This is a genomic window from Streptomyces minutiscleroticus, assembly GCF_014650875.1.
In the GTDB taxonomy this organism is placed as follows: Bacteria; Actinomycetota; Actinomycetes; order Streptomycetales; family Streptomycetaceae; genus Streptomyces; species Streptomyces minutiscleroticus.
The window spans coordinates 1-20,668 of the sequence record NZ_BMVU01000088.1 but is presented as its reverse complement, the minus strand read 5'-3'; the positions used below and the strand labels follow the sequence as shown (position 1 = coordinate 20,668).

At 68.5% G+C, this 20,668-nt stretch carries 19 protein-coding genes and 1 pseudogene; 10 read left to right on the top strand and 10 right to left on the bottom strand.

The window, feature by feature from the left end:
- Together IE271_RS37395 and IE271_RS37390 are read left to right on the top strand one after the other, a co-directional pair.
- Nucleotides 1-87, top strand: a pseudogene (locus tag IE271_RS37395) (IS5/IS1182 family transposase); the annotation flags it as partial.
- Nucleotides 88-213: 126 nt separating this feature from the next.
- Nucleotides 214-645: a DUF8825 domain-containing protein gene (locus tag IE271_RS37390; RefSeq protein ID WP_190194931.1), complete on the top strand. Its 432-nt coding sequence runs from the start codon at nt 214-216 to the stop codon at nt 643-645.
- A gap of 67 nt (nt 646-712) precedes the next feature.
- On the opposite strand, the gene IE271_RS37385 is transcribed toward IE271_RS37390, so the two are convergent.
- From IE271_RS37385 to IE271_RS37375, 3 genes are all read right to left on the bottom strand, one after another.
- Complete coding sequence (locus IE271_RS37385; RefSeq protein WP_190194930.1) at nt 713-892, bottom strand: hypothetical protein; 180 nt, start codon at nt 890-892, stop codon at nt 713-715.
- 309 nt (nt 893-1,201) lie between these two features.
- Complete coding sequence (locus IE271_RS37380; RefSeq protein WP_190194929.1) at nt 1,202-2,413, bottom strand: helix-turn-helix domain-containing protein; 1,212 nt, start codon at nt 2,411-2,413, stop codon at nt 1,202-1,204.
- 31 nt (nt 2,414-2,444) lie between these two features.
- A complete protein-coding gene (locus tag IE271_RS37375; RefSeq protein WP_190194928.1) occupies nt 2,445-3,230 on the bottom strand; it encodes a hypothetical protein in 786 nt (261 codons plus the stop codon).
- Between the two features lie 480 nt (nt 3,231-3,710).
- Here IE271_RS37375 and IE271_RS37370 point away from each other — a divergent pair, with 480 nt between their 5' ends.
- A complete protein-coding gene (locus IE271_RS37370) occupies nt 3,711-4,955 on the top strand; it encodes a replication-relaxation family protein (RefSeq protein WP_190194927.1) in 1,245 nt (414 codons plus the stop codon).
- Between the two features lie 176 nt (nt 4,956-5,131).
- On the opposite strand, the gene IE271_RS37365 is transcribed toward IE271_RS37370, so the two are convergent.
- The 3 genes from IE271_RS37365 to cseB all read right to left on the bottom strand — a co-directional run bounded on the left by IE271_RS37365 (nt 5,132) and on the right by cseB (nt 8,499).
- Complete coding sequence (locus IE271_RS37365) at nt 5,132-6,181, bottom strand: D-alanyl-D-alanine carboxypeptidase family protein (RefSeq protein WP_190194926.1); 1,050 nt, start codon at nt 6,179-6,181, stop codon at nt 5,132-5,134.
- A gap of 250 nt (nt 6,182-6,431) precedes the next feature.
- Entirely contained in the window at nt 6,432-7,742 is a 1,311-nt protein-coding gene (locus tag IE271_RS37360; protein WP_190194925.1) for a sensor histidine kinase, read from the bottom strand.
- A gap of 1 nt (nt 7,743) precedes the next feature.
- Entirely contained in the window at nt 7,744-8,499 is a 756-nt protein-coding gene (gene cseB / locus IE271_RS37355) for a two-component system response regulator CseB (RefSeq protein ID WP_190194932.1), read from the bottom strand.
- Nucleotides 8,500-8,866: 367 nt separating this feature from the next.
- On the opposite strand from cseB, the gene IE271_RS37350 reads away from it, so the two are divergent.
- Entirely contained in the window at nt 8,867-10,474 is a 1,608-nt protein-coding gene (locus tag IE271_RS37350) for a S1 family serine peptidase (RefSeq protein ID WP_190194924.1), read from the top strand.
- 2 nt (nt 10,475-10,476) lie between these two features.
- Here IE271_RS37350 and IE271_RS37345 read toward each other — a convergent pair whose 3' ends face one another.
- Together IE271_RS37345 and IE271_RS37340 are read right to left on the bottom strand one after the other, a co-directional pair.
- A complete protein-coding gene (locus tag IE271_RS37345) occupies nt 10,477-10,698 on the bottom strand; it encodes a hypothetical protein (protein WP_190194923.1) in 222 nt (73 codons plus the stop codon).
- Nucleotides 10,699-10,817: 119 nt separating this feature from the next.
- Nucleotides 10,818-11,924, bottom strand: coding sequence for a hypothetical protein (locus IE271_RS37340; protein WP_190194922.1), 1,107 nt, complete (start codon nt 11,922-11,924; stop codon nt 10,818-10,820).
- A gap of 34 nt (nt 11,925-11,958) precedes the next feature.
- Between IE271_RS37340 and IE271_RS43490 the strand changes: the two genes are divergently transcribed.
- The 3 genes from IE271_RS43490 (at nt 11,959) to IE271_RS44145 (ending at nt 13,887) form a co-directional block, all read left to right on the top strand.
- Nucleotides 11,959-12,081, top strand: a complete 123-nt coding sequence (locus IE271_RS43490; protein ID WP_268256269.1) for a hypothetical protein — start codon at nt 11,959-11,961, stop codon at nt 12,079-12,081.
- A gap of 305 nt (nt 12,082-12,386) precedes the next feature.
- The gene (locus IE271_RS44150) at nt 12,387-13,595 is read left to right on the top strand and encodes an ISL3 family transposase (RefSeq protein WP_373308902.1); all 1,209 of its coding nucleotides are present in this window, start codon (nt 12,387-12,389) and stop codon (nt 13,593-13,595) included.
- Complete coding sequence (locus IE271_RS44145) at nt 13,510-13,887, top strand: transposase (protein WP_373308901.1); 378 nt, start codon at nt 13,510-13,512, stop codon at nt 13,885-13,887. Before IE271_RS44150 ends, IE271_RS44145 begins: the two co-directional genes overlap by 86 nt.
- Nucleotides 13,888-13,895: 8 nt before the next feature.
- Here IE271_RS44145 and IE271_RS37330 read toward each other — a convergent pair whose 3' ends face one another.
- Nucleotides 13,896-14,171 carry a hypothetical protein gene (locus IE271_RS37330; RefSeq protein WP_190194921.1) on the bottom strand — a complete coding sequence of 92 codons (276 nt, stop codon included), beginning with the start codon at nt 14,169-14,171 and terminating at the stop codon, nt 13,896-13,898.
- 291 nt (nt 14,172-14,462) lie between these two features.
- Here IE271_RS37330 and IE271_RS37325 point away from each other — a divergent pair, with 291 nt between their 5' ends.
- The 3 genes from IE271_RS37325 to IE271_RS37315 all read left to right on the top strand — a co-directional run bounded on the left by IE271_RS37325 (nt 14,463) and on the right by IE271_RS37315 (nt 17,422).
- Nucleotides 14,463-15,221, top strand: a complete 759-nt coding sequence (locus IE271_RS37325) for a hypothetical protein (RefSeq protein ID WP_190194920.1) — start codon at nt 14,463-14,465, stop codon at nt 15,219-15,221.
- 719 nt (nt 15,222-15,940) lie between these two features.
- Nucleotides 15,941-16,675 carry an AbiTii domain-containing protein gene (locus IE271_RS37320; protein ID WP_190194919.1) on the top strand — a complete coding sequence of 245 codons (735 nt, stop codon included), beginning with the start codon at nt 15,941-15,943 and terminating at the stop codon, nt 16,673-16,675.
- A 24-nt stretch (nt 16,676-16,699) separates the two neighbouring features.
- On the top strand, nt 16,700-17,422 hold the full coding sequence (locus IE271_RS37315) for an AbiTii domain-containing protein (protein WP_190194918.1): 723 nt from the start codon (nt 16,700-16,702) through the stop codon (nt 17,420-17,422).
- Nucleotides 17,423-17,623: 201 nt separating this feature from the next.
- Here the strand turns inward: IE271_RS37315 and IE271_RS37310 are convergent, their stop codons facing one another.
- Nucleotides 17,624-20,092, bottom strand: coding sequence for a DEAD/DEAH box helicase (locus tag IE271_RS37310; RefSeq protein WP_190194917.1), 2,469 nt, complete (start codon nt 20,090-20,092; stop codon nt 17,624-17,626).
- Between the last annotated feature and the right edge of the window lie 576 nt (nt 20,093-20,668).

The following is a 20,668-nucleotide window of genomic DNA, read 5'->3' as shown; positions in this document are numbered from 1 at the left end:
TGGCGAATCTTCCGCAAGGCTCGGTGCAGCCCGAATCGAATGACGTCAATCGCAGCAGCCGTCCTCACCCTGGAGCGGCAGCGCTGAAACAGCTCACTGTCCGGGGAGCGCCGGGGCGCGTCCTTCCACCTGCTGGCGCTCCGGCGCGACCCGTCAGCTGTCCCGGGCTGCTCATCGCAGGAATCGTCCGAGGCGAGGATTAGGCTCGTTCGTATGACCGATGCCGCCGACAGCGCCGATGCCCCGTTTGATCCGTTCGACTTCCCGGCTGACTTGATCGCCGCGCAGCGTGAGGCGGCCGAGTTGCACGCGGAGCTGCACCGTTTCCAGGGCACGCTGCCGTGGTCGCGGGAACCGCACGAGGGGTGGGAGGCGCCGGAGCAGAGCGGTGGTCTGCGGGGCTACGGCTCGTCCCGGCCGGCGACTGAGGGCTGGACGGCAGAGCAGGCGGCCACCTACGACCGGTTGTGGCAGCAGTGGCGGGACAAGGCCACCGAGGTCCACCAGCATGCGCACTGGAAGCAGTGCACGGGCACGACCGGATACGAAGCGCGGCAGGCTTTGAAGCAGCTGCCGGAGGCGCAGCCGGTGGTGCCGGTTCAGACGTCGGAGCCGACGCAGGACGATGTGACGCTGACCGGTTGAGGAAGATGTACATCTCCATGTGCCGCTGCGCGGAGCAGGCGCGACGGCCACGTCCTGGCCCTTGCGCTCAGGACCTGCTCGGTGCCGCTGTGTTTCCTGGCTGCTCGGGTTCGGGATAGGGGGCGTGGGCGACGCGTAGGCCGGGCTGGGGGCAGCGGTAGGTGCGCGCGACCACCGAGGCGTCGCCTTTCAGGTCGACGGTCACCTGGTAGCGGACGCTGCCGTCGCTCCGGTCCTGGCGGGTCATTACGGGTGCTGGGCAAGCCTTGTCTCGTGGTGGTGTCCTCGGGTGCCGGTGCTCTCTGACCGTGGTGTGGTAGCCGGTGTCCGAGGGCTGGACGAGCCCGGAGCATGGACACTCGTCTGGTGCAAGACCAGCACGGCTGTGGTGAGGGGGTACGCCGACAGCGGCGGCAGAGTGAGTCCGGGAGCCGGCCAGAGACCAGACCATGGCTGGTCGAGGGCGCGCTCGGGGCCCACCGTGGCCGTTTTCTGCCCGGGGCCCGCAGGACTGATCTGCGGCGGGGCCCGGCGGCCGGGCCCCGCCGACAAGCCATCAGGACGAGTTGCTGACCAGCCGGAGGGCGGGTCGGTCTTCCTCGACACCGAGTATGCGCCGCACCTGGGCTGTGCTCCAGGCCAGCTCGTGAGCCAGTTCAGTCATGGTCAGCCCGTGGTCGCAGGCGAGGGCGAAAGCCTGGGACAGCAGCGCGGATTGTTCGCCGGGATAGCCAGCCAGGGGGTCTGGAGCGAAGCCGGGTTGCCCCTGCAGGTCGTGCAGCCGCTGGTAGGCGCGGCTGGCAGAGGAGTCCGACAGGAGGCCGAGTTCTCGGCAGCGGTACAGCAGGGAGTGCACCGAGACGCCCCAGTCGGCGCGGAGCTGTGAGAGTTTGTGCAGGTCCATCCGTGCGGGCAGCTCGGGCAGGATCGATTCGCGGGGGGTGAGGAACTCGGCTGCGAAGGTGTCGGCCTCGCGTTCCTGGGTGATGTCACCCGGATTGGTGTCGCCATGCAGGATCAGGTGGCCCAGCTCGTGGGCGGCGCTGAAGCGGTGCCGGTAGACGTCGTCGGTCCGGTTGGGCGTCAGTACGATCAGCGGGCGCGGGAGGCGTGAGGTGGAGAAGGCGTCGACGGAGCGCAGATCCTCGTCGCGCTGCGGGGTGACCACCACGATGCCGTGTGCTTCCAGGCGCCGGACCAGGTGAGCGATGGGCCCGGTACCCAGCCCCCACGCGACTCGAAGGGCTCGGGCTGCGGAGGCGGGATCGCGGGGTAGATCGGTGCCCGGGTGCACCTCGCCGCCGGCGAAGCCGGGGAGGTCGACCACGGGGAGCTGGACACGCTTCTCCAGTGCGTAGGTCAGCTCCCAGACCTGCTCGGTGAACGCGACGGCCTTGGCGCGTTGGTAGGCCCGGGTACTGCGCAGACTGCGGAAGTGCGCACCCGAGGGGTCCAGCCGCGCGTGCGGGCGCCCCGCCAGGAAGTACGTCAGCGGCACATCCAAAATCTCAGCCAGGCGCGGCAGCAGGTCGGGGCGCGGTCGGTTGGTGCCCGTCTCGTACTGGCTCACCGCAGCCGGGGTCACCCCCAGCTCGTCGGCCAGCCGCTTCTTCGTCATCCCGATAAGGCTGCGAGCCTGGGCCAACCGGGCGGGGTCAAAGAACTCGTGCACGGCAGCCGGGGACGGTTGCCCCCGGTCGGCGCGGCCCTTACCGGCGCCGCGGCTACCGGGGGCGGTGAACAGCGGTGGTTGGGTGTTCTTACTCATCGCCGTTTTCTATGTCGGAAATGGTCGGTTCCTATTCGGCGGACGGACGCTTGGCGTCCTCGGAGCGGTGCGTGACGCCCAGATCAGGCAGGTCGCCCCCGGTGAAGCCCTGTGCGCGGGGGACGGTGGTACCCACATCGCGCAGGTCGTCGCGGGAGTCGCTGGAGTCCTGCTCTGCGGTGGCGATGCTCATGTCGAGCGGCTCCGGGTTCCATACCATGGTGCCGTCGTCCTCCAGCGACGTTGGCGTACCCCACCAGGCGGCCAGGACCTTGTCGCTGTCGGCGTTGGCAGCGTACGCGACGTAGATCACCGTCAGCTGCTCCGCCTCAGCCGCCGCAGCGGCCTCGGCCACCGAGGGGTCCGCCGTCGGCTCCGTGGCCTCGGAATCGCTGTCGAACAGCGACAGCGGAGGCAGCGCAGGGCCCACGCCGTTGTCGCGGGAGACCTGCTGGGGAATCTTCGTGCTCAGCTTTGCACGGGAGATCGGTTCCTTCAGCGAGTCGGCGTGCCGAAAGGGGATCAGCACCCGCCCGTTGACGACCGCCAGGCTGTACGACGCCCCCTTGGGCTTGCGGGCCTCATAGCCGGGGAGTTTGGCCAGCTCGAACTGCTTGACGACCTGTCCGTAGCGCGTGGCCCACATGCTGCCGTAGGCGCGCTTGTCCTCGGCCCCCGCTTTCTGTGCCGCTACCTGCACCTCATAGGCGGTTTGTTGACCACGTGCCAGACCCTCAACCACATGCCGTATCACCTCCGCGGCGTGATCACCGAACTGCTCAACGGCCCACTGCGACGGCGTGATTTCACCAGCCATGATCCCCCCAGGAAGCTAATCACTTATCGAATGAGCAGCAACATAGCATTTCGGCTTAATTTCTAGTCACTGAATGCCCGATGGGTGCGGAGGCCTCTGTCGCACCGGCAGGGCATAGGCGGCGGATCGGCACCCGCGCGGGGACACGGGCAGACCGTGGGCTGGCCGCTTGACCCCTGTGCGGCTAATAGCTGGTCCGGGTGCGCATTGCGCACCCGGATTGTGGTCTGCCCGGTGGTTTGGTCGGTCGGGCAAGCCCGCGTAGCCCCTGTGATCTCCCCTGTGATGTCCCTGCGGTTTCCCCTGTGATGCACTCCGCTCTCGAATTCTGCGTTTGCCCAGGTCAGGCCACCTAGGCAAAGGGTCTGCCGGACTTCGACGCCTTCTCTTTCCCCTGGTCACAGGGGGAGGGAGGTGATCTCCTGTGGTCGGCGTGGCCGGTTGGGTACGGCCGCGGCGCGTGGAGAGGAGCGGGCGGGGATGGGTGCGACGGTGCGGCGTAAGTACGGGTCGACCACGCGGACGCGGGGGTTGTGTCTGGCGGTGCTGGGGGTGGTGAAGGTGGCCACGGCTGAGCAGATCCGTCAGATCGCCTGTCCGGGCACGAAGGATGCGGGCACGGTCCGCGGCGGCCTCAAGGACCTGGAGGCCGACCGCCTGGTCGCCACGGCCGGTACAGCGGTGCGCGTCAACGAGGCCGGCAACCGGGTCACGGAGAAGCTGTGGCACCTGACCCCGGCCGGCCTGGAGGCCGCGGCCGCCGCGTTGGACCGCCCGGCGCGCGAGATGGGCGGCACCGCCAAAGCTGCGGCCGCCTCGGGCGCGACGCACGCCCGCAAAGTCACCGACACCCTGGCCGCGCTCCTGCAGACCCCGCCGGAGCCGACGCTGCCCGGCCCCCGCACCGCGCCGGATGCCGCGCCGCGTGTCCTCGAGGATCGCCCGCCGGGTCTGGGACCGTTGACGGCCTGGACTACGGAGGTCACTCTCCCTGTCGCGGGGACGTTCGCCTCACCCGCCCGCGGCTCGCTGCGTGCCGATCTGGTCTACGCCCTGCCCGGCGCCGCGCCGCAGCTGCTGTTCGTGGAGGTCGACAACGGCACCGAGAGCCCGGAGGTCCTGGCGGACAAGGTGGCCCGCTACGCCGCCTTCTTCAAGCGGCCGGCTGACTCCCGGCGCCCCGTCCACGCCAGCACGGGGCCGGCGCTGTGGCACACCGTCTGGCCCCACGCCGCCCCCGAGGCCGGACAGCGGCCCGCGTATCCGCCGGTGGCGGTGGTGTTCACCCAGGACACCGGACCGCAGGCGCTGCAGAACCGGATGACGGCCTTGGGACGCCTGTCCCACGCCCACTGGAAGGGCGTCTGGCACCGGTGGCCCCGGCCGCCGGAGATCGGCGGCGAGGACGGCTACCAGGACTTCGAGCGGCGCATCCCGCTCCTGGCCACCTCCCTGCGCCGGCTCGCCTCCAAGGGCCCGCACGGGCCGGTGTGGTGGCGCTACGGACACACCGAGTGGGAGAGCCTCGATGTGGCCCTGGCCGACCTCGACGGCCTCGATGCCTACCGCGAGCGCGCCCAGGCCGACCGCCGGCGCGCAGAGGAGATCCGCGCGCAGCGGGTCGCCGCAGCAGTGCGCCCAGCAGCAGGAGCGGGACGACGGCGCCCGTCCAGGGCAGGAAGGTCTCCACGAGATTTCCCGGGCTGCCAGATAGATCGGGAATGATGCCGTGGCCGAGCAGCAGCAGGGTGGCCGCCGCCGCAGCGGCGAGGAGTCGGCCGCGCCGCCGGATGCCGGACGCCGGGTGTCGGCCCGGTGCGGCCGGGGTGGGGCGCGGTGCCCGGTCGGTGCCGGCTGCGCCGCCGGACCGAGGTGATGTATCGATGACCATGGCGGGGCGGTCACCGGGGCCCGGGTGCTGTGGTGGACACCCACTGCCGTACGTCGCGTATCAGGGTACGGCTGGTGTCGAACGCGGATGCCATACCGCGCTGGGGGTCGGTGCCGGCGCCCTGGTGCAGCACGATGCCGAGGACCAGCCGACTGTCGCCGTTGCGGTCGGGTGCGACGGACGCCCACATCAGGTTGCCGCCGGCGGGTGTGCTGGAGCCGGTCTTGATGCCGATCACTCCGTCCTGGCCGAGCAGGGTGTTGGTGTTGGGCAGTGGTCCGGCTGTCTCCGGTGTCCTGACGTCCGGTCGGGCGACGACGGAGCGGAACACCGGGTCGCGCATCACCTGCCGTGCCAGTACCAGCTGGTCGGCCGCTGTGCTGATGTTGGTGGGGGCGATGCCGCTGGCGTCGGTGTACGTGGTGTGGCGCATCCCCAGTTCGCGGGCGGTCTCGTTCATCCTCGCGGTGAACGTCTTCTCCGTCCCCGCGTCCCAGCGGGCCAGTAGCCGGGCGATGTTGTTGCCCGAGCGCACCAGCATCAGTTCCAGCAGATGCCGCTGGCTCAGCTGCTGTCCCGCCCGCACCGGAACGGTCGACTCCGACCCGGAATAGGACTCGCCCGCGGCCTGTTCGTCGACGGTGATCCGGGCACCTGTGCCGTCGGGCTCCAGTGGGTGGTCGCGCAGGATGACATAGGCCGTCATCACCTTCGTGACGCTGGCGATCGGTACCGGTTCCTGTGCACCCGTCGTCCCGAGGTCGCCCCGGGCGCCCAGACCCTCGACCAGGACACCGGCCTGGCCCTCGGCCGGCCAGGTCACGGCGGCAACCGGGGACGCCGTGGTCCTGGGGCCCCAAAAAGCGGTGCCGGCGAGGCCGGTCACGGACATCAGGGTGACCAGGCCCAGCAGGCCGACGGAGCCGACAGCGGCCGGCCACAGCCGGGCACGGCGTCCCGGGCGGGGCGGCGCGTTGAAGTCGTCGGTGCCGGAGCCGCTGGGATCCGGTGGGCCGGCACCGGGGGAGCCGGCCCGGTGGTGAGCGATGACCGGGGACATGGGCGGGACACCTCCAGGAGCACGTGCGCGGCATTCACGCACGTCGCCCACTGTCCGGGGTGCGGATCTCTGTACGGCCGCGTCCGGGTGTCCTTCACCGCTCCGCCGGTCATCGGCTGTGTATCCGAACCGTGCAGCGACGCCGTCGGGCCGAGGCGGCCGGCGGCCGCAGTACCGCGGTCACCTTGCCGCGAGGCACTTCGGCGGGGTCGACCAGAACGCTGAGCTGGGCCGGGGAGGCGCGCCGGACTCAGTGCGAGCGACGGTCCGGGCCCGTACCATCGTCTTCGCGTCCCATGCCGCCCCGGTCGGTGACGGCCGGCAGGCCCAGCGTGGCGGCGGCCCCTCCGTCGGGCTGATTGGTCAAGGACAGCTCTGCCCCGATGACCTGGGCCTGGCCGAGCGCGATGGTCAGCCCCAGGCCGTGGCCGGTGCCGCGCTCGGCCGCCCCGGTGCGGAACCGCTGCGGCCCCTCCGCCAGCAGCTCGGGCGGGAAGCCCGGCCCATGGTCCCGCACGGTCACGCCGGTCCCGGTCACCGTGACCTCGACAGGCGGGCGCCCGTGCCGGTGGGCGTTGGCGACCAGGTTGGACACGATCCGGTCCAGCCGCCGCGGGTCGGTCATGACCGGCTGGGCGCCGACGGTGGACAACCGTGCGTCCAGGCCGGTGCGGGCCAGGGCCTCGGTGACGACGTCGGCCAGCGGCACCGGGCGCAGCTCGGCCCGCTCGGCGCCCGCGTCGAGCCGGGAGATTTCCAGCAGGTCCTCCACCAGGGCCCGCAGCACGGCCACCCGGTCCCGCACCATCTCGGTGGCCTCACCTTGCGGCAGCAGCCCGCTCGCGGTGACCAGGCCCATCAGCGGGGTCCGCAGCTCGTGGGCCACATCGGCGGTGAAGCGCTGCTCGGCCAGGAGCCGCTCGCGCAGGCTGTCGGCCATGGTGTCCACGGCGGCCGAGATCGCGGCGACCTCGTCCCGGCCCCGGCCGGCTGCGGTCCTGGCGGCCAGGTCGCCGGCCGCCACCCGTCGCGCCGTGCGGGCCACCCGCCGCAGCCGGCGGTTGGGCAGCTCCGCGGCCAGCGCCGACAGCGGCACCATCACGGCCAGGGCGATCAGGGAGTACTTCCACATGTGCCGGTCCAGGGCGCGCCGGGTGAGCAGATCGGACGTCATGTCGGTCTCCAGCGCCACCGGTGAGCCGCGGTGGGTCCGGGCCGCCCACATCGAGGGGTGATCCCCGGGGCCTCCTCCCTCGTACCAGGTCACCATCGCCTGCCCGTCACCCTGCTCGTGCTCCAGCCGGTCCAGGAGCTGTCCGGGCATGGCTGCGGGCTGTGTGACCAGCCCGTCCGGCGCGACACCGTCCCTCTCGTAGTCCTTCAGCGCCTGGGACAGCCGGTTGATCGCCCGGGCCCCGCCGTCGTTCATCGACCGCGCCTCGGTGCTGCGGTGGACCAGCACCCCCACCGTCAGTGCGGTGCCACAGCAGGCCACCGCCACAAGCAGAGCGATCTTCCAGCGCAGCGAGCGCCAGTTGAGCAGAGAGTGCGCGTGGTCCATGTCAGGGCCGCAGCTTGTAGCCGAAGCCGCGGACGGTCTCGATCCGCTCGGCCCCGATCTTCTTGCGCAGCCGCTGCACGCACAGGTCCACCACCCGGCTGTCACCGTCCCAGCCGTAGTCCCACACGTTGCGCAGCAGCGTCTGGCGGTCCAGCACGATGCCGGGGTTCGCGGCGAACTCCAGCAGCAGCCGCAGCTCGGTCGGGGCCAGTGCCACCGGCGCCTGTGCCCGCGACACCTCCAGGCCCGCCGGGTCGATGGCAAGGTCCCCGAAACGCAGCAGCGCGGGCCCGGGACGTTCGACGGACCGCGCAACAGTCGCCGGTCCGGTCGGCGCCTGGGACGCCGGGGCCGGGACGAGCATGGCCCGCCGCATCAGCGACCGGATGCGGGCCACCAGTACCGAGGTGTCCACCGGCTTGACGACGTAGTCGTCGGCGCCCGCCTCCAGACCGGAGACGACGTCCAGCGCGTCACCGCGCGCGGACATCATCAAAATCGGCACCGTGCTGGTCTCCCGGATCCGCCGGCACAGCCCGATACCGTCCAGCTGCGGCAGCATGACGTCCAGCAGCAGCAGGTCGTGCCCGCCGTCCCGGAACGCCTCCAGGCCCGCCAACCCGTCCGCGGCCGTGGTGATCCGGTAGCCGTAGCGTTCCAGCGCCATCGCGACCGACCTGCGGATCACCTCGTCGTCCTCCACCAGAAGGACCGCGACCGGCGCCGGAAGCCCGTCACCAGATGCTGAATACGCCATCATCACCCATCCGTGCAAAGGGCCGGACGTCCCGTCCCGCCCTCACAAGTGCCCGGCGGCCGCGCGCCACCCGCCCGGGCAGCGGCGGTCCACCTCGCCGTCGACGTCGCGGGCCACTGCTTTCATCTGCCACGCAATATAGTCCCCGCTGCCGGCGGCCCTGCCCTGGCAGCCGCGCCGGGCCCGGCGGCCGGACCAGCGCCGATACACGGCCGAGCGGTTGCCGAGATGCGCCCGATACACGGACGAGGCCGGCCGGAGGACCACGGAGTCCAGGATCGAAGACCGGACGGAGCGGCCGGGCGGCTGCTCCTCCGCACGAGCCTGTCGGCGAGAGGACCGGCGGCGGACGAAAGGGAATGCACGCATGCGCAATCGCATACAGGTCAGGGCGGCCGCCGCCTTGACGACGGGGGCCGCGGTGACCGCGACCCTGATGACCGCCCCTCCGGCGCAGGCCATCATGGGAGGGGAGGAATCGACGCGGGCCTACTCCTTCATGGGCTCCTTCCAGCCGTCCTACCCGGCGCCGCCGCGCCCGGACGGACACGGCTGCGGGGTGGCGGTCCTCGCGCCGCAGTGGGTCCTGACCGCCAGTCACTGCGCCGGCAAAAACCCGACCGGCGCCAAGACGGGCGTTCCCAGCGGCTGGAAGGTGCGGGTCGGATCACTGGACACCACCTCCGGTGGCGAGGTCGCCGAGGTCGACCACTACTACCGGCTGGCCACCAACCGCGACGAGGGCGGTTTCTGGGGCCGGGACGTGGCGCTGCTGCACCTGCGGACCCCGGTGCGGGCCGAACCGGTACCCATCGCCTCGGCCACACCGCCGGACAACACCCCCGTGCGCATCATGGGCTGGGGCATGACCTGCGACGACAGTAACGACGTGGCCTGCTTCCCCACACGGCTGAAGGAGGCCGACACCGTGGTGCAACCGGCCGCGGAATGCCCGTCGGGCACAGACGGGGAACTGTGCATCGGGCACGCCGACGGCAGCGTTGCCGCGACGAACATGGACTCCGGCGGGCCGGCGCTGGTCCGCGAGGACGACCGGTGGGCCGTGGCCGGCGTGGTCAGCGGCCCCGACCACAGCGGCAAGACCCTGTACACCGATGTCACCGAGCACGCCGACTGGATCAACGGCATCGTCACCGGCACCGACGTGCCTCCCGATGACCACATCCCGGACGTGGAAGGCACCGTCGACTTGGGCAACTGCGCCGGCTCAGTGATCAATACCCCGGCCTCCCGGCCGCAGGACCCGGCACTGATGCTGACCAACGGCCACTGCGTGGAGGGGCAACGGCCCGCACCCGGCACCGCGCTGGTGGACCAGCCGGCCGACCGGGAAGTGCACATCGCCGACCCCCAGGGATACCCCCGCACCACCGGCCGTGCGGAGCGGCTGGTCTACGCGACGATGACCGGCACCGACGTCGCGCTCTACCGGCTGGACAAGACCTACGCGCAGCTCCAGGCCGAAGGCGCCAAGGTTTTCCAGCTCACCTCCTCCGCCGTGCGCCCGGGTGACCCGCTGACCCTGGCCCACACCAGCGGCCGACTCGACTGCACCGCCGAAACCGTGGTGCCGCGCCTGCAAGAGGGCGACTACCGACAGACCGACGCGATTCGCTACGCCACCAGCGAGGACTGTTCCCCCTGGCACGGCACGTCCGGTGCCGCGTTGCTGGCCCCGGACGGCACGACGGTCATGGGGATCCACAACACTCACAACACCGGCGGTGAGCAGTGCACCGACAACAACCCCTGCGAGGTGGAACAGGACGGAACCGTGACCGCCGTCCAGGGCCGTGCCTACGGCCAGCAAGTGCATATGATCGGCGCCTGCCTGACCGGGGGATCCGAACTGGACCTGTCCCGTGAAGGCTGCACCCTCACCGCAGCCACGTCCCGCCCTGAGCGCCACGACCGCCTCTCCCGGAAGATTTCAAGTCCAGTGAGACGGTCGTGACGCTATGAGGTTTGTGGTGTGGGTTCGCGGCGCTTGGCCGGGTCGTTGATCCAGGCCGTCTTGGGTATCGCGGGTGGTCGGGGGCGGCGGCCGAAGCGTTCGGGGTGGCGGGCGTATGCCTCGGCGAGGGTGACCGCGCGCTGATCGCGGACCTCCTCAGCGGTCCCGAAGTGGACGGAGGCAGGTGTGTGCCAGCCGATCCCCGAGTGCCTGGTTATGTTCATGAGGACGGACAGCAGATGTTCACCACTTCGGGAGGCGCCACCGTCTGGCGCTGTTCGATTGCGGAGGCATGATCCCCCGACAGGTCGGAGGCTGAGCGTCGGCGTCTTCTGCCAGCTGGTCAGAAGAGGCGTGCGCGTGTCCTGCGTGAGGTTCTCAAGATCTCGCGCAGCCACTGGTTGCGGACGGCTGGTAGCCGGACCAGGGTGTGCCAGAAAATTCCCGGGTCGGGTCTGAAGAGGCTGCAGGGGTGCGGCGCGGGCGGATCGTCGCGTAGGACCCCGTCGGGCATGACGCCCGACGCGGGGGCGGGCAGGTGCGGCTCGGGGAAAGCCAACCACCACCACACCCCGAACGGCAGGGGCACCGGGTGTGCCGAGGCGGCCGGGCTGGGCGGGGCCCAGGTCTCCCCCGTCTGCGGATGGACCGGCACGATGAGGATGTCGACGTCCGCGTCGGGGGCGGGCAGCCCCGGTCCGGCCAGGACGGCGCGCCTCGCCGGCGGACCTGCGGGCAGCAGGGTGTCGAGGACGCGTTGGAACACCTCCTCGGTCAGGCCGTCCGGGACGGTCACCGGCCGGCCCTCCGACGCCGTCAGCAGATGAGCGAGCGCCCGGCCGGCCGCCGCCTCCCACCGCGGGCTCCAGGACCACCAGTGGTTCAGCCCCAGCCGTGGTCCGTCCCAGGCGGTGATCGGCTCGAACGCAGGCGTGCCCTTTCCCTGCGCCACCAGCTCCGCCCAGGAAAGCGGTGCGGCATCGGTGCCGTCGACTCGGCGGCGGCGCACCGCGTCGGGGGCGAGCCACACTGCCTGCCAGAGCGAGCAGTCGTCGATCCTGCTCGCCACGGGCAGGCCGCACGTTTCGCAGGCCAAGTTGGGGCCGTCAGCGCCGTCGAGGCCGCAACAGTAGCCACCGCACTTCTCCGGGATCAGCGCGGTGCCGCGGACATCTCCGGGCGCGATGACGATCGCGCCCGGCGCGCCGTCAGACAGGACGTGGACCGGCGCGTAGATGCCGCGCGCGGCCAGCTCGTCCGGATCGATCTCCTCCCACCTCCGCCACGGAGGCCCCGAGGGCTCCGGCTCCACGGCGAACGTGCCCGCCTCCATAAGGACCGGGAGCTGAATCCCGTTCCCGTACTTCTGATGGGTGTGGACCGGCAGGACCACCTGGGACAGCGGGGCAGTCAGCTCGGCGCCGCACCCCGCACACACGAAGACGAACAAATGCCCTCCGCCTGAAAAACAGCATCGTCGCAGCTTGGCGGCGGCCGAGCCATGGTGTTTCTCGTCCGCCGCGGAACCGGAGCGCCGCCACGACGTCGACAACGGGCTCCAGCGCGAACGGGGGTCGGCCTCCGCCCTGCGGCTGCTCGCCCCGTGAGACCTCGGCGGCCACCCCCCGGGCCACACCTCACGCAGCGTTCGAATCCTCGGTGCGCCGTGCTGCCTCCCGAAATGGTGAACATCTGCTGTCCGTTCTCAGGCTCTGGTCCACTTCGTGTGGTCGCGTACGTAGCGTCACTGCCGATCTCATCGTGAGGGTGTCTGAGATAGCCCGGAAATCGCCCGGCCGGTGGACGGCGTGGCCGACAGTGCTGCGCCGTGAACGAAGTACGGCCGCAACTTGAAGAGTTGCTGTTCTCCTCGCTGGAGAACGTGCTGGTGGAGTCGGTCGAGACGACCGACATGGCCTTCCGGGTGGAGGCCCTGAGTACGGCCCGGCAGGCCGCCTGCCCGGGCTGTGGGCGCCTGTCGGAGCGCATACACGGCTCCTATCTGCGGTTTCCCCATGATCTGCCGACGGCGGGCAAGTCCGTCGTGGTGGCATTGAGGGTGCGTCGGTTCGTCTGCACGGACGGTTCCTGTCCGCGCAAGACCTTCGCCGAACAGGTACCGGGGCTCACCCGCCGGTTCGGCCGGCGGACGGAACGGCTGCGATCCACGCTCATCTCGGTCGGACTGGCGCTCGCGGGCCGGGCCGGGGCCCGCCTGGCGGACGCCTTCGGGACACCGGTCAGCCGCAACACCCTGCTGAGACTGATCGCCTCGCTCCCGGATCCGCCCACCGCCACGCCCCGCGTGGTCGGTGTGGACGAATACGCCCAGCGCAAAGGACAGATTTACGGAACTGTGCTCGTCGACGTCGAGACACGTCGTCCGATCGACCTGCTCCCCGACCGGGAGGCGGACACGCTCGCGGCCTGGCTCGCCGAGCGGCCCGGCATCGAGATCGTCTGTCGGGACCGCGCCCCATTCTTCGCCGACGGAGCCGCCCGCGGCGCCCCGCAGGCCCTCCAAGTTGCCGACCGATGGCACCCTGGGCGAAGCTGCCGAGAAGTGCGTCTACCGGCATCGCGGCTGCCTGCGCCCCACGCCGGAACACCCGGAGGAGCCCCAGGAGGAGCCGGGACCGGCCGCGTCATCGCCCTGGCCGACAGGGCACCGCTTCGCCGAACGCACTCGCGCCAAGCACGCCACCATCCACGCCCTCCTCGCCGCCGGACACAGCAAGCGGTCCGTCGCCCGGCAACTCGGCATGACGCTCAACACGATTCTGCGCTTCTCCCGGGCCACCACCCCGGAGGAGATGTTCACCGGGCAGTGGCAAGACCGTCCGACCAGGCTCGACGCCTACAAGCCCTATCTCCATCAGCGCTGGCAAGAAGGCTGCACCAACGCCTGGAAACTATGGGAAGAGATCAAGGAACAGGGCTACCCCCGCAGCTATGCCAGCGTCCGCGCCTACGTCAGCAGGCACCTGCGCGGCAAGCCTCAACCGGTCGGCCCCCGCCCGCCATCGGCCCGCGCCATCACACGCTGGATCCTCACCCGCCCCGACAGCCTGCCGGAATGCGACCGGATCCAGCTCAAGGCGCACTTGGCCAGCTGTCCTGAACTGATTGCGCTCGCCGAGCATGTGCGTTCCTTCGCCTGCACGGTCACCGATCTGCAGGGCGAGCGACTGCCGGAGTGGATCGAATCCGCCCGAGCCGCCGACCTGCCCAGCCTCAGCCGGTTCGCCCAGTACCTTGAACGCGACCTCGACGCCGTCATCGCCGGCCTCACGCTGCCCTGGAACTCTGGCGTCGTGGAAGGTCATGTCAACCGGATCAAGATGCTCAAGCGCCAGATGTTCGGCCGCGCAGGGTTCGAGCTCCTCCGAAAGCGGGTCCTGCTCTATGAGTAAGGTGCAGGTCAGGAGTCTTCCTCGACGAGGCCGAACCCCGCGGGGAAGCCCTCCAGGAATTCACGGCGAGATGGGTCCGGCTCCTCCTCGGCCATCGAATGCAGCAGTTCGATGAGCTCGGTCCGCTGATCACTCGACAACTGCGTCACCAGGTGGGCAACGCCCTCCAGGACCTTGACCGCCTCATCCTGGTTCATCTGGTCGTCGTCGCACCCCTCAACGAACCAGAGGACATCGACCAGAGCCTGCGCCAGGGCACGGGTCAGCGACGAGTACGCAGACATCGACAAGGTCTCCCAACAGACGGCTGACAGAGCGAAATCATCTCAGCACATGCCACTGACATCACTGTCGGTGAGACGGCCACACAAAGTGGACCAGAGCCTGAGGACGGGAGTCGTTTGTTGACGGCTTTGGAAGTCGCTCCGTGTGCCGCCATCATGATCAATGTCGATGAGTTCGGGAGTTGCTCTGGCTGAAGACGGGCGTTGTCAGCGCCGGCGACGACTTGCCGATCAGGCCGGGCTCGCGGCCCGTCGGCCGGAGAAGGTCCGCGGCTCGTCATACTTTTTTATATGGAGACTCAAGCCGGCGAAGAAGCGCGGCGATGGCTGGCCGAACGGGGTGTGGTCGAGGTTGGTCACGGGTGGGTTGATGCCGCGGAGCCGGGCCGGCCGTGCACTGCCGAGGAGATCGCGCACTCCTGGGCCGGCGAGGTGTTCACCGACGGCTGCCTGGCCGCGGCCGAGCAGGTGCGGCTGGCCTTCGGGCTGCTGGATCTCCTCGACAGCTACTGGGTGACGTGCGAGATCCGGTTCGCGGACCGAGGCGCGCAAGGGCCCCTGCCTGTCGACGTGCTGTGGAACGGCTACCGTCGACGGCTGGAGGCGGAGCGCGACGTCGAGGTCCTCACCTACTCGCTCTGGGCCGACTGGTTCGAGGACCACGACACTGCTGCGACGGCCTTCGCCGAGGTGCTCGGCAACGACATCGACCACATCCTGGCCAAGAGATCGCATGCCCTGCTGCGCCGGGCCGGCCGTGTTCTGACCTGCTCAGGCCCCGTGCCCTGGTCCGTGAAGCAGCCGACGTACGAAGCCGCCGCCCAGCTTCCCGCCCTGCACGGGCCGCTGTACAAAGGCCTGCTGGCCGGCTACCACGATGTCCACGGCCACCTGGAGCCGACGGCCGCATTCACCCTGCTCGCACAACTGCAGCTCCCGGCGGACACTCCACACCTCGCGGAGCTACGGTCCGTGCTCGCCGCAGGACGTAGGAACCACCACCGTAGCCCCCACGCCCGGGACGACGCAGTACGGGCCCCGATGGACTGAACAACACCGCCTGCCCGGCCGGAACGGCCGCGAACGACGCCGCACCCGGGCGGGGCCCCGGCCGCTTCCTCGTACTCGGGTACATCCCCTGAGCAAACCCGGGACGACCGACTCCCGTTCTCGCGAACACCGCCTGTCCGCGCTGGCGTGCGACTTCCATTGTCGTGCCAAAACGACGTCGCTACTCACGCACATAGCCAAAAGGTCGAAGCGGCGCCGCTGCGCTTACAAGAGATGCTCCTGCTTGCTGCAAGGGCGGTCCCGCCGTCTCGTCCAACTGGCTTGCCAGGTCCGTGACTCTGCTTGCCAGCGACGCCTGTGGTGCAACTTTGAGCGAATGTCTGAGGTGGGTGCTACCGTCCGCAGCCAGAGCAGACCGAAAGCAGGCAAAGCCCAGGAGTCCTTGCCAGGACTCCCTCACGAGATGAGGCGGCATGGCCACTCAACCCACACCTCCCGCCGGTGCATCCCCCGACGAACCATCCCGACCCATCGGCCAGCACATCGGCGTTACAAGCGGAAACCAATCCCCTGTTAACGTAAATGCGCCCTTCTCCTATGCCAACCATGGCAGCACAGCAAATACCAACACGAATTCACCGGCCTCAGCGTCAACGCCTTGGTGGAACCGTTCCTCAGTGATGTGGACGGCCATTGGTTCGCTAGCCACTGTCGCAACTGCTGTCATTGCGTTCATCGCCCTCAAGTAAGAGGAAAAAATGAATGACGCGAGCGGGATTACCCGCCTCGAACATGATGTACTTGATGAATCAGTGCCAGTGGCGTCGCTGCTGCGCCAGGTTCTTATCTTGGGTGGCCACGCATCATCGGAACCCTTGCGAAAATGGGCGCAGCACGAACTTAAGGGCTACAGTGGCACTGAAACTGCTGTTCCTAAATATCGCTTTATCGCTGCCCCAGTGAAGGCCAACATCACGTCCGGCCCAGCTCAGTACAACGGGCGAGAGATAAGCAAATGGGATCTCCCCGAGGAGGCGCGCGACGCCGTCCCGAATCAGTTCCCGATACTTTGGAGTGTCGCAGAAATACAGGCGACCATCGCAGCGTCTCAAGAAGAACACATTCGCTTGGGAACTTCAAACACGTCCGACTTGGCTCGGCTCATGACGCATCATCAGCGTAATTTGACGGGGAACTTTTTCCTTGAGGTCACTTCCGTCTACTGGGCGATTAGTGTCAGTAGCCTAAAAGGAATCCTGGATCAAGTCCGGACACAGCTGACAGAGTTTGTTGCAGAGATACGAGCCGCCATGCCTCCAGGAGCCCAAGAGCCAACTGCCGAAGCGATCAGGGAGGCAGTTTCAAGCATCCAGATCACAGCGGGAGACAACTCTCCCATCTACGTGACAGCCCCTGTAGCCATCGCTGAGCATGACTCCACCGCTGAGATCGCGCTGGAAGCAACACCGAAGCAGCGAAGATCACGGAGCTGAACACCTAACCCGGAGCAGGACCTTATGGCAAAAAATTCTCCACTTGACCAACTTGAGCTAGACATCCTGGATGAATCAGTCACGACTCAAAAATTGCTGAAGTTGGTAGTCGTCATCGGTGGGCGTGCTTTCTCTGAGCCGCTTCGCCAGTGGGCCTTGAACGAGCTGCGCGGATACGAAGGCCCGATAGAAGAGATCCCGAGCTATCGAATTGTAGTGGCCCCAATCCAAGGAGATTCGCGCTCCTCCTATTGGATCGGAAGAGGTGAAACCATCAGTGCGCTTGAGCTTCCGGACTTTGCGCAGGACTTAATTAGTGAGCAACTGCCCATACGGTTTGGTGTTGCGAAAATCCAGAATCTCATTGATACGGCAGATGACAAGCGGAAAGTGAAGGTAAGCCTGCCGGGGGGAGCTGAGCTCGCCCGTACTATGACTTACGAAAGGCGGGAGCAAGGAGTAATCGTAGAGTCCCTGTACTGGGCGGTGCATGTTTCAGCACTCCAAGACATTCTCGAACAGGTCAGAAATCGTCTACTTGAATTTATTGCAGAATTGCGCGCCACTGCGACTCCGGGAACAGTGGACCCTACAGTTGAGCAAGTGCACACCGCAGTGCAAAATATCCATATCACGGTTGGGGACAACTCTCCCGTGAACCTTAACGCTCCAATCACCCCCGAGAAAAAGAGCGCGAGAGTTAGAATTCCGTCTATTTCCAGGAGATCGCGGTTTTTCGGGGCATGAATATAAACCTGCGTTACAAGCCGCGAATCTTCTGGGTGTCGGAGCGCATCTGCCGGGCCGTTTGCTGTGCCTGCCGGGCTCGCATCCTCGCCGCCTCGGACTCCTGACGCGTCTCCCGAGCGCGCTGCTGCGCCGCCTGTAGAGATTCGAAGACGGACAGCTTCGGTGCGGTGCGCGTTAGCCGGCGCGGTGCAGATGCCATCACGCCCACTCCATTCCCAGCCCGGCGAGCGCGGCCCGTTGCTCGGCGGTGAGCTTGTCCCGCCGGGCTTTGGTGTTGGACACCCACACCCCCAGCTTGTGCTGGTGCTCCTGGCCGTCGATGACGATCGTCTCGATCGTGCCGCGCGGGACCGCCCGGCCCAAGCCCTCACGCTCTACCCACTGCGCAAGAGCCGCAAGCCCACGTTGGAAGGCCGATGACGTCTTCCCCGCCCCCTTCCCACCGTTCCGGCTCGCCGGGGCCGCTACGGGCCGCTCAACGGGCTCAACACCCAGCTTGGCGAGCCGTGCCCGCTGCCCCTCAGCCAGCCTGGGCCAGTCCTGACGCTGGGTGGCCAGCCACCGGCCCACGTCCATGCTGTGCAGACGCATACCCGGCTCCATCCCGCTCGCCGTGGTCCCCGCTTCCACCAGCTGCCGTAGCGCGGCGTAGTGACGCTGCCAGTCCACCGGCCAGGCCGGCCGCCAGTCCGGATCGATCGCCGCCAGCAGCCCCGCCCGCCGCTCCGCACGCACGGGGTCTTTGCCCAGGCCGTGCTTCTTGCGCGCGTTGGCCAGCCACTGCCCCACCGGCTTATCCAAAATCGCCGCCGTCACCGGTGCCGCGAGCGTGCCGTACGTCTCGAAGTACGCCCGCGCGGCCCCCAGGTTCTCCTCCCACGCCTCATCCGCCGGATCCCACACGATCCCCAGCGCCTCCAGATCGGCCGCCCGCCCGGAGTCGAGCGTCCCGGCTCGCATCGCCCGGCGCTGGTCCGACAGCCACCGCCCTAGCGGAAACCCGCCCTCACCCTCCACAGCGCCCTCGATGTGGTGGTAGGGCACGGCCAGGTCACCCTCCCGCTCGCGGTAGGCCACGGCCGCGCGATGGCCGGCCTTCCAGTTCGCGTGCTCGGGCTCGATCAGCTGGTAGCGCACGAACTGCGCGACCAGAGCGGGGTCGCGGTGCGCGCCGAACCGCAGCAGCACCCGCTGATCATCCTCATCGTCACTCGCGGGCGCCTCACCCAGCCACGACGACGCCTGCTCCGTGCGATACGCGCTCTCCTGAGGAATGGCGAGCATTTCCACGGCGCGTTCATCATGCGCCCGCAGCCCGGACAGAACTTTGACCAGGGGCCGGTAGGAAGCCGAATAGGGCATGTCCTCCTCCGGTGTCTCATCCGGCCCAAGAAACACCGGCACAATCAGCGTCGCCAATTTGTCCTGCCCAGGGTTCTGCCGCAATGCGCGCCCGATGGCCTGGACGATATCGACCGCTGATCCCTTCGGATCGATCAAGGCGACCGAATCCACACTGGGAACGTCGACGCCCTCGCCCAGGACCCGGCAATTGGACATGATGGCGCGCCCGGCTCGCGCGCCGAATTCCCGCAGTTTCTGCGAACGGATCTCGGGCTGGTGCTCGCCCGACAGCCACCCCGACCACACCCGCGCTGGATGCCGCTCGGAGTCGGCCGCGTGCAGCCGGCCCGCCACCCGTGAAAGGCCCTCGGCAAAGGCTCTCGCCTCGATGGTGCGGTGATGGAAGGTGATGCACCGCGACAGGCGGTGCTCGCTCATCGTCTCCAGCAGCGCGGCCTGGAGCACCGCCAGCCGCTCACCGCGCACGTGCTCCTCGAACCGCTCCTCGCCGTACAGTCGCTCAGGCGTCAGCCGCGGATCCCGCAGCTCCAGGACCACGATCTGGTAGCGGGCCAGCAGCCCGCGGCTGATGCTGTCCGCCAGCGACATCGACCACAGCACCGGCCCAAAAATCGCCGGATCATCCATCGAACAGGCCAACTCCTGCGGCAGCGGATCAACCGGCATCCGCCCCCGGCTGTCCCTCTCCCGCCGGCCCCGCTGCACCGGCCGCTCCACCCAGATCCGCGGCGTCGCCGTCAGATACAACCGCCGCATCGCCGGCAACAGCTCCTGATCGTGCACCGCAGCCCACGCCTTACCCAAAGACCCACTCGTACGGTGCGCCTCATCCACTACCACCAGGTCCCACACATCCATGGGCAGCCCATACAGCCCCTCATGCGCCTCAACCAGCACCGGCAGCGACGCGTAGGTCGCAAACACCGTCACCGGCCCACGGCCGTGGTGCAGCGCCAGCTGCGGGGCGCTGGTCGTGGACGGCACATCCAGCGAATACAGACGCGGGTCATCCTCCATCGAACACACCGCAACCATGGGCCCAGTACGCCCAAAGGCACGCCATTCCTGCACCGTCTGAGACAACAGATCAAGCGTCGGAACCAGCACCAGCACACGACCACCAGGCGAAATACGCTGAGCCGCACCGGCCGCAATGAACGTCTTTCCAGTACCACAAGCCGCGTGCACCTGCCCACGCAACCCCTTATCCGGAATACGCTGCCCAGGCTTGATTTCCAACCCAGAAACGATGGCCTCAACTGCTTCTTCTTGATGCGGACGGAGCTTGATTTCGCCGGACACAGGTCACCTCTCGCGCGCTGACATGGGGGTGCTAGTTCGTTCGTGATGCTACCCGCTGCATCACTTGATGCACTACCGCTTGATGCAGACTCGACGCCTGCGACTAGAAGTTGCCTCACTCTCGCCCGTGATGGCGCGTCAACGTGCTACGCTGCTCTAGCGGTTGATTCATCGTGAGGGTGTCCAAAGTCCGATGCGACGCATTCGGCGGACATGCGGGGGAGGCTTTCCGCCCCTTGCGTTGTCCTGCTCCTGGTCCCGCTCGACATGAGAGGCCGGCCCCCGGATGGTGGTGGGCATCGGTTCGGGATCCTACCTGTTAGTCGCAGTGATGCACCGCCCCCGCTTCCTGCTGCTGCCCCGGCGGAGCCGGGTGGGCGGGAGCGTAGCGGACGCCCTCGGGTGCGCGCGCAGCGCGTGCCCGTACGGCCGGTTGGAGCGCAGCGGAAAACGGCCTCCTATTCTCGCGGAGCGAGAATAGGAGGAAATCGCGGAGCGATTTCCTCACGCTTCCGCGGAGCGGAAGCGGAATGCGCGCAGCGCATTCGCTGCCTCCGGGCGAAGCCCGGAGGGGAC